Here is a 12,110-nt window from a genome sequence, read left to right as displayed (position 1 = left end):
ACATCCACTACTACAACCATCAACGAATCAAGCAGAGACTAAAAGGCCTGAGCCCCGTGCAATACAGGACTCAGGCCATGGCCGCCGGTTAAGAGAACCAACCGTCCAACGATTGGGGGTCAGTTCAATTGGCCACGGGCGTTTTCGTTGCGTCTACTGAAGACGCCGGAAGCATCGATTTCCCTACTCTGTCGCCAGCCGCGGCTCCCGCTCCAGCGCCACGCCGAAGCGCTCTTGCACCGCCTCGGCAACACGTGCGGCGAAGGCGAGCAGCCCAGCCGCGTCTCCGCCGCCGTGATGCACCAGCACCAGAGCTTGGCGATCATGGACGCCGAACGCCCCATCACGCCATCCCTTGAGACCACAGCGATCGATCAGCCAACCGGCGGCCAGCTTGACCCTGCCATCTGCCAGCGGAAAGCTCGGCATGTCGGGATACGCCTCGCGCAGAGCCTCTGCCCGCGCCGCGGACACCGCCGGATTCTTGAAGAAGCTGCCGGCGTTGCCTAGCGCAGCCGGATCTGGCAGCTTCTCGCGGCGCACCGCACACACGGCCTCGGCCACCTCGAGCGCCGCAGGCGCCTCAGCGACACGACTGGCCAGGTCGCCGTAGCCGAGACGCGGCTCGGCCGTACGCGAGACGCGCAGCACTAACCGAGTGATCGCCACCCGCCCCGCCAAGGCATGCTTGAAGACACTATCGCGATAGCCGAAGGCACAGTCATCGGGCGCCAGCACCGCCTCGCGGCCATCGTCGAGATGCACCAGATGCACGGCCTCGAGATGCTCGGCCAGCTCGACCCCGTAGGCGCCGATGTTCTGGATCGGCGCCGCACCGCATCGCCCGGGAATCAGCGCCAAGTTCTCGAGCCCCCAGAGGCCGCGGGCGGCCAGCGCCATGACCAGCTCGTGCCAGACCACGCCGGCCTCGGCGTGCACCCGTACGCTTCCGTTGTCGACCTCCTCCAGCCACCAGTCATTCATGGCCGGGCGGATGACCAGCCCCGGCAGAAAGGCGGGCAGGATCAAGTTGCTGCCGCCGCCCAGCACCAGGATCGGCCAGCCGGCCTCGCGGGCCAGCAACAGCGCCTCGCCGAGCTCGGTGGCATTTGCCGGGCCAACGAGGCGCTCTGCTCGACAGGTCAGCCCCAAGGTGTTGGCTGCGGTCAGGTCGTGGTCGGCGAGGATGGCCAGGCTCAAGCGCCCTCCTCCAGGCGCCGACGCACGTCCTCGACGAGGCCGCGGGACGCCGCCTCGATCAGGTCCAGCACCTCCTCGAAGCCGTCGTCACCGCCGAAATAGGGATCAGGCACCGCCCGATCGGGGAAGCCGGCGAAGGCGAGGAAAAGCCCCAGGTGTGCATCGCAGTCGGACGGGCGGCGCGCGTCCAGGGCGGCCAGGTTGTCATGATCCATGGCCAGCAGGTAGTCGAAGCGCGTGAAGTCCGCATCGCACAGCTGTCGAGCCCGTTGCGTGGACAGGTCGAGCCCGCGCGAGATGGCTGCCGCCTGGGCTCGGGCATCAGGTGACTTGCCCACGTGCCAGGGGCCAATGCCGCAGGAATCGACGTCGACGCGACCGGCGAGTCCGGCCTCCTCCAGATGTTGGCGAAACATGCCCTCGGCAGTCGGCGAACGGCAGATATTGCCCAGGCAGACGAACAGCACCCGCATCAGCGCTCTCCCTCTTCGTGCCCCAGGATCCTGCGCACCCGGTCGAGATCCTCGGCGGTATCCACACCGGCGGGGTGCGGTTCACGGGACAGCGCCACCTGGATGGCATGGCCATGGTGAAGCGCACGCAGCTGTTCGAGTTGTTCAAGCTGCTCCAGCGGCGACGGCGCCCAGTGCCGATACTCGGCCAGAAAGCCGGCTCGATAGGCATAGAGGCCGATATGGCGCAGCCAGGCATCGGTCTCGAGCAGCTCGGGGCGCGCGGCGAAGGCCTCGCGGTCCCACGGGATCGGCGCACGGGAGAAATAGAGCGCTCGCCCCGAGAGGGCACGCACCACCTTGACCACGTTGGGATTGAAGAGCATCTCGACGTCGCCGATCGGCTCGGCGAGGGTCGCAATGGAGGCGCCGGCGTCATCCATCAGCCGCGCCGCCACCTGGTCGATCAAGGTTGCCGGCAGCAGCGGCTCATCACCCTGGACGTTGACCAGCACCGCATCATCGGCAAGCCCCAAGCGCTCGGCCACCTCGGCCAGCCGGTCGGTGCCCGAAGGATGATCGGCGCGGGTCATGATCACCTCGGCGCCGAGGGGCAACAGGGCCTCTCGAATGCGCGAGTCGTCGGTGGCGACGACCACACGGCCGGCAGCACTGGCAGCGGCCTGTCGCCAGACATGCGCCACCATCGGCTCGCCGGCGATATCGAGCAGCGGCTTGCCCGGCAGGCGTGTGGAGGAGAAGCGCGCCGGAATGACGGCGATGAAATCCTGCATCCCGTTGTCTCCTCAGCCCTCGGCGCCGGGCGACGGCGGCAGCTTCTCGTCCACATCGATGGCGCGCGCCTCGTCGGGCAGCATCACCGGAATTCCGTCACGCACGGGGTAGGCCAGGCCGTCGTAGCGACAGACCAACTCGCCCGCCTCGCGGTCGTAGGCCAGTTTACCCTTGCACAGCGGGCAGACCAGCATCGCCAGCAGTTGCTTGTCCATCTCTCACGCCTCCAGGTTCAGCATCGGCGGCCACTCGAGCGGCGACCGTCAGGGAATTCACAGGGTCGCCAGGCGCTCGTCCAGCCAGGCGACGAAATCGGGATCCGGCACCGCCTCCACCTCCAGCACCCAAGCCTCGTTCGCCTTCAGGTCGCGGCACTTGACCGCGTCCTTGGCGGTCATCACCAGCGGGTGCCCGTCCGCGAAGGCCAGGTCGGCATCGGTAAAACGGTGATGATCGGCGAAGGCATGCGTCCAGTGGGCAATGCCCAGGCCCTCCAGGGTCTCGAAGAAGCGCGCCGGTCGGCCGATGCCGGCCAGGGCGTGCACCGGCGCCACGAAAGGCGATGGCGTCACGGCTCGGCGTTCGCCGCCGCCCAGCGGGCGCCAGCCCGCAGGAACCAGGGCCATGCGGTAATGATCGCCAAGCACGGCGTCTCGCGGCACGCCGTTGACCACCACGGCATCCACCGTGGCCAGGCGCTCGGCGGGCTCACGCAGCGGCCCGGCGGGCAGACAGTGCCCGTTGCCGAGACCACGCTGGCCGTCGACCACCACCAGCTCCAGGTCACGCCCCAGCGGCAGATGCTGCAGACCGTCATCGGCGAGCAGGATATCGCAGCCCTCCTCCAGCAATCGCCGGGCGCCGCGCGGGCGGTCCGGGTCGACCACCACCGGCACGTCGGTCTGGTCGGCCAGCATGCGCGGCTCGTCGCCGCAGGCCGAGGCCGGGGTATCGGCCTCGACCCGAAGCGGATAGCCATCCGACCGACCGCCGTAGCCGCGTGAAATGATGCCCGGCCGCCAGCCGGTCTCGCTCAGATGACGCGCCAGCCAGGCCACCAGCGGTGACTTGCCGGTGCCGCCCAGGGTGATATTGCCCACCACTACGACCGGCACCGGCGCCTGCCAGGCCTGGCGACGCCCCTCGGCATAGGCCCGGGTGCGGCGCTCGACCACGCGACGATACAGCGCCTCTAGCGGACGCAGCGGCCATAGCCAAGGCGACCCGGCGTAGGCCGCCTCGAGCCAACGCTCGCCGACACCGCCGCTCATGCCGGTTCCGCATCCTGGAACTGCAAGCGATGCAAGGCCGCGTAGGCGCCGTCACGGCCCAGTAGCTCGGCATGACTGCCCTGCTCGATCACTTCCCCATTCTCCATCACCAGGATGCGATCGGCGCGCTCGATGGTGGAGAGCCGGTGGGCAATGACGAAGGTGGTACGGTCACGACACACTTCCTCCAGGGCCGCCTGAATATAGCGCTCGGACTCCGTATCCAGCGCCGACGTGGCCTCGTCGAGCACCAGCAGCGGCGCATCCTTGAAGATCGCCCGGGCGATGGCCAGGCGCTGGCGCTGGCCGCCAGACAGCATCACGCCGTTCTCCCCCACCACGGTATCGTAGCCCTGAGGCAGGCGCTCGATGAATTCATGAGCATGGGCCGCGCGCGCCGCGGCCTCGACCGCCATCGGGTCGGGATCGTCGATGCCATAGGCGATGTTGTCGGCGATGGTGGAATTGAACAGTGTGACCTGCTGGGACACCAGGGCGATGCGTCGACGCAGCGGCAAGAGTCGGAAATCCTCGATGGGTACGCCGTCGATGCAGATGCGCCCGGCCGTCGGCCGGTAAAAGCGCGGAAGTAGCCCCACCAGCGTCGACTTGCCGCTGCCAGAGCGGCCGACGATGGCCACCATCTCGCCAGGAGCCACGTCCAGGTCGATGCCCTTGAGCACTTCGGGCTGATCGGCAGCATAAGCGAAGCGCACGCCTTCGAAGGTCACCCGGCCTTCGAGGCGTCCCGGCTCGCGAGTGCCGTTATCTTCCTCGGGCGGCCGCTCCAGCAGGCCGAATAGCTCACCGGCCGCCGCGATCCCCTTCTGGATGGTGGCATTGATCTCGGTGAGCTGGCGTACCGGCTTGGCCATCAATGAAGCCGCGGTGATGAAGGCCACGAACTCGCCGGGCGTCATGTCGGCCATCAGCGCCGGCGACATGGCCAGCCACACCAGCACGGCCAAGGCCAGGGCCACCAGCAGCTGGATCACCGGCGTGCTGGTGGCTTTGGTCAGCGCTTCCTTCATGCTCTGACGACGGTTGATCTCGCTGACCGCGGCGAAACGGGCCTTCTCATATTCCTCGGCGCCATGGGTGCGCACCACCCGGTAGCCGGACAGCGCCTCGGAAGCCACATGGGTGACATCGCCCATGGAACGCTGAATGCGTCGCGAGATACGACGGAAGCGCTTGCTGGCGTAGCTGACCACGCCACCGATCAGCGGCGTCACGGCCAGGAACAGCAGGGTCAGCATCCAGTTGGTCCACAGCAGATAGGCCACCAGGCCGATCACGAACAGTCCCTCGCGCAGCAGGATGGTGATCGCCTTGGTGGCAGCGCCGGTCACCTGCTCCACATGGTAGGTGACGCGCGAGATCAGGTGTCCCGAGGAATGCTCGTCGAAGAAGCGACCCGGCAGGTGCAGCATATGATTGAAGACGTCGCAGCGCAGCGCATGAACCAGGTTACGGGCCACGTCGCTCATGAAATAGGTACCGAGAAAGGTCCCCAAGCCACGGGTGGCGAACATGCCCACCACGAACAGCGGCAACATCATCCGAAAGGCGGCATCCGGATTCTGGATACCGTCGATCAGCCGCTTCATCATCTCGGCCAGCGCCGTGCTGGACGCCGCATAGATGGTGTATCCGATGATCGCCAAGGTGAAAGCCTTCCAGTAAGGCTTCACATAGCCCAGCAGACGCTTGTAGAGGGTCCAGCCCGAGTGTTCGCTCACGGTCTCTCCGCTTCAGTATGTGTCGCCTCGGCGGTGGCGATGCGCACCCGCCGGATATTCAGGGCACCGGCCCTGTCGAGCACCCGCACCACGGCGGCATGGGGCGCTCGGCCGTCGGCCTCGATCACCAGGCCTTCCTCTCGGGCCCGGGGCGCCTCGTCGGTCAGCCGCGACGCCAGCTCGTCCGCCGACAAGGCACGCTGGCCGAGCCGATAGTCGCCATCGGCGGTGACCACCACCGTCACCGGCGAGGAGGCCTGGGCGTCCCCGATGGCGCTTTCCGGCAGCTCGAGTTCGAGCGCCTGGCGAGTCTCGAACGTGGTCGACACCATGAAGAAGATCAGCAGCAGGAAGACCACGTCGATCAGCGGGGTAAGATTCACCTCCACTGCGTCGCGTCGCCTGCGGGGCACTCTCATGGCCGTCCCCCGCCAGGTGCCGGACGTCCTTCCGCCTCCCGCTGCGCGCTTTCCTGCGCCCCTGACTCGTGCCGTTCAGCCAGCGTCAGCTCGCCGGAATAATGCGCCAGAAACTCCACGACCTGACCGGCCTGCGCCTCGATACGCACCGTGATGTCCTCGACGCGGCGCTGGAAATAGCGGTGAAACATCAGGGCAGGAATCGCCACGGTCAAGCCCGCCGCGGTAGTGACCAGCGCCCGGGAGATGCCGCCGGCCAGGTCGGCGGTACGCTCGCCGCCATCACTGGACACGATCACCGAGAAGACCTCGATCATGCCCATCACAGTACCCAACAAACCGATCAACGGCGTAATCGAGGCAATGGTGCCGAGCGGGCTCAGGAACCGCTCCATGTCGTGGACCACTGCAGTGGCGGCTTCCTGAAAGCGCGCCCTCACCTGTTCGTGGCCCAGACGGACGTTGCGCAGCCCCGCCGCCAACACGCTGCCCAGTGGCGAGTGGCTCTCCAGCCAGTAGAGATTGACTTGGCCACGCGCCACCATCACGCAGACCTCCTGGCCGAGCCCGCTGGGCGCGATGCGCGCGGCACGCAATGCCCAGAGACGCTCGATGACGATCACCGTCGCCACCAGCGAGCAGCCAAGCAGCGGCACCATCAGCCAACCTCCAGCGATCAAGGCCTCCATCACGGTCATGGGATCACCTCCCTCGAACAGTTACCGGGGCGCCGCCGGCATCGATGGAGGCGATTCTAACGCAAGGCACTCGCCTCCGACACCGCCGCGCCGCCAGTCCGGCCGGCGCTGGGACTCGATTCGATCCTCTCGCTCATCCCCCAGCCACAGGGTCACGGCACCATCCTCCGCGGTATTCCACAGGCAGCTGCCTAGCCGCCTGAAACGGCGCACCACCACCGGCGCCGGGTGGCCGAAACGGCTATCGCGCCCCGCGCTGAAAATGACCTGGCGAGGCCGCGCGATGGCCAGAAAACCGGGGCTGGAGCTAGTCTTGCTGCCATGATGCCCCGCCACCAGGACATCCACGGGGCCATCCAGCTTGGCCACCAGTTCATGCTCTACCCTCGCGCCGGCGTCGCCGGTAATCAACAGTCGCCGATGTCCCGCCGTAATCAGCAGCACACAGGAGCGATCATTGTCCGAGAGGCCCTCCGCCCGGGCCGGCGGCCAGAGCACACGAAAGTCCACCTCGTCGCGCCGCCAGTGCCGCCCCGCCACACAAGGCTCGGTCTCTACCGGCAGTTCACTGTCGGGTGGCGCCAGATAGCGTCCGACAAGGTGCGAGTCCATCAGTCCCACCAGGCCGCCGGCATGGTCACGGTCATCGTGGCCGACGATGACGTCGTCGAAGCGCTGCCCCTCCGGCCACAGCGTGGTCAGGGGCATGAAGCCGGAGGCGAAGCGCGGCCCGGTATCGATCAGCGCCCGGTAGTGGGCGGTGTGCAGCGCCACCAACTGCCCCTGTCCCACGTCGTGGACTCGCACGCGTAACACGCCGGGCCTCGGCAACGGAGGCATCAGCCATAGCGGCAGGCACGCCAGCAGCGCCGTGCCGACCAGGCGCAGCCGCATTGACAATCCCGGCAATGCCCACAGCAGGCCAACCAGAATCAGCCCTCCGCCTAATGGGCCCGCCACCGCCGGGTCGGGCTGCCACAGCGGCGCGACACGAACCGCCGCCTCGAGCCCCACGGCGAGCCCACCGGCCAGACTACCGAAGACGCTCCAGGCAAACTCAGACAGGGGAGGCGCCCAGGCCACCAACCAGCCTGCCAGCCCCAGTGGCACCATCAGGCTCCCTACCCAGGGCACGGCGATCAAATTGACCAGCGGGGCAGACGGGGCGAGACGTGCGAAGGCCAGCAACACCGCACCGGCCATCACCGGCGCCAGCAGTAGCTGAGTGCGTCCCAGGGCCCATAGCCAGCCCCCCACTCCTTTGGGGCGAGGGCGCCCCTGCCAGATCAGGATCAGCAGCGCCACCGCACCGAACGACAACCAGGTCCCGGGACGCCAGACGGCTAGCGGGTCCCAGATCTCCACCAGCGCAAACGCCAGCCACCAGGCCTGCCAGGGGCCCGGCGCATGACGACCGCTGGCCACCCACAGCCCCACCAGCACCATGATCATGGCCCGCGCTGCCGGCGGCTCGAGCCCGGCCAAGCTGGCGTATCCAACCGCCGCCACCCCGGCGAGCCACCAAGGCCAGATCGCCATGCGCCAGCCGCCCGGCGTCAGGCACCACGCCAGTCCTCGCGCCAGCCACAGGGCGAAGCCGGCCACCAGGCCTACATGGAGCCCTGAGATCACCATCAAGTGAGTGGTACCGCTGGCATTCAGCAGGTCCCAGTCGGCATCCGTCAATCGCTCGCCGGCCCCAAGGGTCAGCGCCGCCAGCCAGCGCGCGGTACGTGGCGAAAGCTCCAGATCATCGAGGTAAGCCAGCGCCCAGCGGCGCGGTGAAAAGCCCGCCGTTTCCAGGCGTCGCGGTGGCGGGTCGCGACGCACGTAGCCCGTGGCCTGGATGCCCTCACGCCACAGCCAAGCGCGATAGTCGAAGGCTCCGGGGTTAGCAAATCCCGAGGGGGGACGCAGCCGCACGACCAGTTGCCATCGCTCCCCCCGCGACATGGACGGGGCGTCATAGGCGCTCAGCCGCACCCGCGACAGGCCCTCACAGCCGGGCAAGCCTTCGGCTCGTGGCCGACACTGATCCACGACCATCTCCAGACGCGCTCGACCATCGCCACCGGAAACCTTCGTCAACTGTCCCTCCAGCACCAACTCCTGACGACTGAGCCCCTCGGGCAACTCACCGCCACGCATCCACCACAGCTGGCCGGCGACGCATGCGGTAACCGCCAACAGCACCAGAAGGCGCCAGCGGTGAGCCGCCCACACCACCAGCAGGGTCAACCCCAAGGCCTGGGGCCAGACGCAGGAAGTGAAGTGACCGATCAGCGCGCCGCCGAGGGCAGAGAGCGCGAGCGGCACGGCCAGCCCTGTTGCCATGATCTCGTCCCTGATCGAGTCATCCACCGGCGATATTGCCTATCCGCCGGCCATCGTTCGCGAGTCCGGCGTCAGTGGGTCGAGTTGACCGGCGGCATGGCGTGGCACCGGCCTTGTATGGATAATAGCTCGGGTACCGAAGCCGCGAGCCTATCGTCATGCCGCGCCGTCTCCTGCAGCGCTATCTGCCCCATCCCGAGACTCTCAGGCGCCAGCGCTCCCTGCGCTTCTTGAGCCATCTGATCGGCACCCCATCGCTATGGATGCTATCTCGGCGCAGCGTCGCCAATGCGTTCTTCGTCGGGTTGTTCTGCGCCCTGCTGCCGATTCCCTTCCAGATGGCGCTGGCAGCGCTGGGAGCCTGGTCGCTGCGCGCCAACCTGCCCCTATCGGTGGGCCTGGTGTGGATCACCAACCCGTTGACGATGCCATTGATCTTCTACGGCAACTATCGCCTGGGCGCCTGGCTGCTCGATCTGCCGGCACTCGCTGCCCCTGAGCAACTCTCCACCGACTGGGTCGCCGAGCAACTGCTCGAAGCCCTGCCGGCGCTGGTGGTGGGGTCTCTGACAGCCGCTATCCTGGCCGGCATGCTGGGTAGCCTGGCAATCCGCCTGGCATGGCGCTGGCAGGTCTCACGCAGTTGGAAAAGGAGGGCGCGTCGCCGCCGCTATCGGCTGGGCGACCGCACCTGAAGGCAAGCGACGATGACTGGCGATGATCGTGGCACCGCCTCGTCGCGGTAGGGATCAGCCGTTTTGCCACTCAATCATGGTGGGGCATGTCCGGGGCCAGACGTCCGCCGTCGAGACGCAGCACCCGGTCCTGGTGGGCTGCAAGCCCCGGGTCATGCGTGACGATCACGAAGGCGCACGCGGCGCTGGCGGACAGTTCATCCATCAGCGCCAGGATGCTCCCCGCAGTGGTCTGATCGAGGTTGCCGGTGGGTTCGTCCATCAGCACCAGGCTGGGATCGGTGACCAATGCCCGGGCAATGGCCACCCGCTGACGCTCTCCGCCGGAGAGTTCGCCGGGCTTGTGGGCGGCCCGCTTGGCCACGCCCACTCGCTCCAGTAGCTGCAGCGCCCTGGCCTCGGCCGCCTTCTTGCGCTGACCACGCACGATCAGCGGCAAGGCGGCATTCTCCAGCGCCGAAAATTCGGCGAGCAGATGGTGGAACTGGTAGACAAAGCCGATGTGGCGATTGCGAAAGCGTCCCAAGGCGGCGTCACCCAACTCGTGAAGCGCCTGACCGGCGATGCGCACCTCGCCGTGACTGGGATGGTCCAGTCCGCCGAGCAAGTTGAGCAGAGTCGTCTTGCCGGAGCCGGAGCTGCCGACCACCGCCACTCGCTCGCCGGCACGCACTTCCAGGGCCAGATCTTCCAGCACGGTGACATCGCCCGGTCCCTCGCGGTAAATGCGCGTGAGTCCTTCGCAGGCCAGCATCACCTCGCGGCGCTCGGCGTCCTGGACAAGACCCTGGGTGATGGCGGGATCATTCATAGCGAAGCACCTCGGCGGGCTGTACCCGGGCCGCACGCCAGGCCGGGTAGAGGGTCGACAGGAAAGTCAGCACGAAGGCCGCGGCGACGATCTGGACCACGTCCGACCACAGCAGCTGCGAGGGCAGCTCGCTGATGAAGTAGACGCCGGCATCGAGGAAGTGGATACCGAAGGTCGACTCGACGAAAGCGATGATGTCGGAGACCGTCAGCGCCAGCAGCACGCCGAGCCCCACGCCGATCACAATGCCGATCACCCCGATGGCCAGCCCCTGAACCATGAAGATCCCCATGATCGAGCGTGGAGTGGCGCCGATGGTGCGGAGGATGGCGATGTCAGCGTGTTTGTCGGTGACGACCATGACCAGGGTGGACACGATGTTGAAGGCAGCAACGGCGATGATCACGGTCAACAGCAGCGCGATCATGCGCTTCTCCATCTGGATGGCCTGGAAGAGATTACCCCGGGTATAGGTCCAGTCCAGGCCGCGATAGCCCGCCCCCAGATCGTCGATGATACTGCGGGTCACGCTACCGGCCTGGAACAGATCGTCGAGCTCCAGGCGCAATCCGCCCACCGCATTCCCCATACGAGCCAGCGTCTGCATGTCCGAGATGTTGGCATAGGCCAGACTGGCGTCGAGATCCGCCCCGACGCTGAAGATACCGCTGACCGTGAACCGCTTGAGCCGCGGAAAGACGCCGGCCGGAGTGATCGAGGCCTCGGGCACCAGCAGGGTCACCCGATCGCCGACTGCCACGCCGAGCTGGCGAGCCAGCAACGAGCCGAGTACCACGTTCCACTCGCCGGCCTGCAGGTCGTCGAGGCTGCCGCGCACCATATGCTCGTCGACGATCGACACCCGTTTCTCCCACTCGGGTTCGATACCGTTCACCAGGGCACCTTGATTGCGCCCTCCCACCGAGAACATGCCCTGCTGCTGGATATAGGGCGCTGCCCCGATGACATGCTCACGCTGCACGAGGCGGTCGGCCAGCGGCTGCCAGTCGGTAAGCCCGGAGGGCACCTCGATGCGGGTATGCGGCACCATGCCCAGGACTCGGGTGCGCAGTTCGCGATCGAACCCGTTCATCACGGACAGCACCAGGATCAGGACCGCCACACCCAGGGTCAGCCCCAGCATGGAGGTCAAGGAGATAAAGGAGATGAAGTGGTTGCGTCGTTTGGCCCGCACGTAGCGCAACCCGATCAGGAAAGGCAGACGATCCAGCATTTGAGCGTTCCTTGTCGGCGGGCGCTCATGGTACGTGTTTTTGCCGAGGCCTGCACCGGGCCGAGCCGGCCTTGCACGATGGCTGCACCTTGTTGCCCGGCGGCTCAGCGGCGTCGCGCGGCGGCCATCAGGCGAGCCACCAGAGACGGGGGCAGCCGCAAGCGGCGCTTGCGCTGCACCTGGGGCTCGACACTCTCGGGAGGTTCTCGCAGCGCCTTCGCCCCCAATCGCTCGCGCTTGGGCGCCGACGTGCGCACGCCGGCCAATCGTACGAGCACCGCCAGGCTGGCGAGCGACGCCAGCAAGGCGATGATAGCCAGACCGAAGGCCAGGGTCGTCGCATCCATGACATCGCACCTCGATCGTTGCCTTCCTGCTGACAGGATAGTCCTAGCCAGCGCGGTTCGCGGTTCGCCGTTCACCATCGGCCACGGCGATCATCGCCCGACGGCCACATGC

The 12,110-nt window shown here is 67.1% G+C and carries 14 protein-coding genes; 2 read left to right on the top strand and 12 right to left on the bottom strand.

What is annotated here, in order from left to right:
• On the top strand, nt 1–92 hold a 92-nt coding region (locus ACGTN6_RS12695; RefSeq protein ID WP_378075268.1), incomplete at its 5' end, for an IS3 family transposase.
• A gap of 91 nt (nt 93–183) precedes the next feature.
• Here ACGTN6_RS12695 and murB read toward each other — a convergent pair.
• Genes murB through ACGTN6_RS12650 form a run of 9 tightly spaced genes read right to left on the bottom strand, consistent with a single transcriptional unit; the run spans nt 184 to nt 8,911 of the window.
• Nucleotides 184–1,200 carry a UDP-N-acetylmuramate dehydrogenase gene (gene murB / locus ACGTN6_RS12690; RefSeq protein WP_394592043.1) on the bottom strand — a complete coding sequence of 339 codons (1,017 nt, stop codon included), beginning with the start codon at nt 1,198–1,200 and terminating at the stop codon, nt 184–186.
• Nucleotides 1,197–1,673 (bottom strand): low molecular weight protein-tyrosine-phosphatase, encoded by a 477-nt coding sequence (locus ACGTN6_RS12685; protein WP_394592041.1) that lies wholly within the window; start codon nt 1,671–1,673, stop codon nt 1,197–1,199. Before ACGTN6_RS12685 ends, murB begins: the two co-directional genes overlap by 4 nt.
• A complete protein-coding gene (gene kdsB / locus ACGTN6_RS12680) occupies nt 1,673–2,446 on the bottom strand; it encodes a 3-deoxy-manno-octulosonate cytidylyltransferase (RefSeq protein ID WP_394592039.1) in 774 nt (257 codons plus the stop codon). The genes ACGTN6_RS12685 and kdsB overlap by 1 nt, the downstream gene beginning before the upstream one ends.
• Nucleotides 2,447–2,458: 12 nt before the next feature.
• Nucleotides 2,459–2,662: a Trm112 family protein gene (locus ACGTN6_RS12675; protein WP_394592038.1), complete on the bottom strand. Its 204-nt coding sequence runs from the start codon at nt 2,660–2,662 to the stop codon at nt 2,459–2,461.
• Between the two features lie 57 nt (nt 2,663–2,719).
• A complete protein-coding gene (lpxK, locus tag ACGTN6_RS12670) occupies nt 2,720–3,718 on the bottom strand; it encodes a tetraacyldisaccharide 4'-kinase (protein ID WP_394592036.1) in 999 nt (332 codons plus the stop codon).
• Nucleotides 3,715–5,460: a lipid A export permease/ATP-binding protein MsbA gene (gene msbA, locus ACGTN6_RS12665; protein ID WP_394592034.1), complete on the bottom strand. Its 1,746-nt coding sequence runs from the start codon at nt 5,458–5,460 to the stop codon at nt 3,715–3,717. The genes lpxK and msbA overlap by 4 nt, the downstream gene beginning before the upstream one ends.
• Nucleotides 5,457–5,879, bottom strand: a complete 423-nt coding sequence (locus tag ACGTN6_RS12660; protein ID WP_394592033.1) for an ExbD/TolR family protein — start codon at nt 5,877–5,879, stop codon at nt 5,457–5,459. Before ACGTN6_RS12660 ends, msbA begins: the two co-directional genes overlap by 4 nt.
• Nucleotides 5,876–6,577 (bottom strand): MotA/TolQ/ExbB proton channel family protein, encoded by a 702-nt coding sequence (locus ACGTN6_RS12655; protein WP_394592031.1) that lies wholly within the window; start codon nt 6,575–6,577, stop codon nt 5,876–5,878. Before ACGTN6_RS12655 ends, ACGTN6_RS12660 begins: the two co-directional genes overlap by 4 nt.
• A gap of 21 nt (nt 6,578–6,598) precedes the next feature.
• Nucleotides 6,599–8,911: a DNA internalization-related competence protein ComEC/Rec2 gene (locus ACGTN6_RS12650; RefSeq protein ID WP_394592029.1), complete on the bottom strand. Its 2,313-nt coding sequence runs from the start codon at nt 8,909–8,911 to the stop codon at nt 6,599–6,601.
• A gap of 158 nt (nt 8,912–9,069) precedes the next feature.
• Here ACGTN6_RS12650 and ACGTN6_RS12645 point away from each other — a divergent pair, with 158 nt between their 5' ends.
• A complete protein-coding gene (locus ACGTN6_RS12645; RefSeq protein ID WP_394592027.1) occupies nt 9,070–9,606 on the top strand; it encodes a DUF2062 domain-containing protein in 537 nt (178 codons plus the stop codon).
• Between the two features lie 70 nt (nt 9,607–9,676).
• On the opposite strand, the gene ACGTN6_RS12640 is transcribed toward ACGTN6_RS12645, so the two are convergent.
• From ACGTN6_RS12640 to ACGTN6_RS12630, 3 genes are all read right to left on the bottom strand, one after another.
• Nucleotides 9,677–10,417, bottom strand: coding sequence for an ABC transporter ATP-binding protein (locus tag ACGTN6_RS12640; protein WP_394592025.1), 741 nt, complete (start codon nt 10,415–10,417; stop codon nt 9,677–9,679).
• Entirely contained in the window at nt 10,410–11,651 is a 1,242-nt protein-coding gene (locus ACGTN6_RS12635; RefSeq protein WP_394592023.1) for a lipoprotein-releasing ABC transporter permease subunit, read from the bottom strand. Before ACGTN6_RS12635 ends, ACGTN6_RS12640 begins: the two co-directional genes overlap by 8 nt.
• 104 nt (nt 11,652–11,755) lie before the next feature.
• On the bottom strand, nt 11,756–11,998 hold the full coding sequence (locus ACGTN6_RS12630; RefSeq protein ID WP_394592021.1) for a hypothetical protein: 243 nt from the start codon (nt 11,996–11,998) through the stop codon (nt 11,756–11,758).
• Nucleotides 11,999–12,110: the final 112 nt, after the last annotated feature.

The organism is Halomonas sp. B23F22_20 (genome assembly GCF_043496985.1).
Taxonomy (GTDB): domain Bacteria; phylum Pseudomonadota; class Gammaproteobacteria; order Pseudomonadales; family Halomonadaceae; genus Halomonas.
This window is presented reverse-complemented; position numbering and strand designations above follow the sequence as displayed.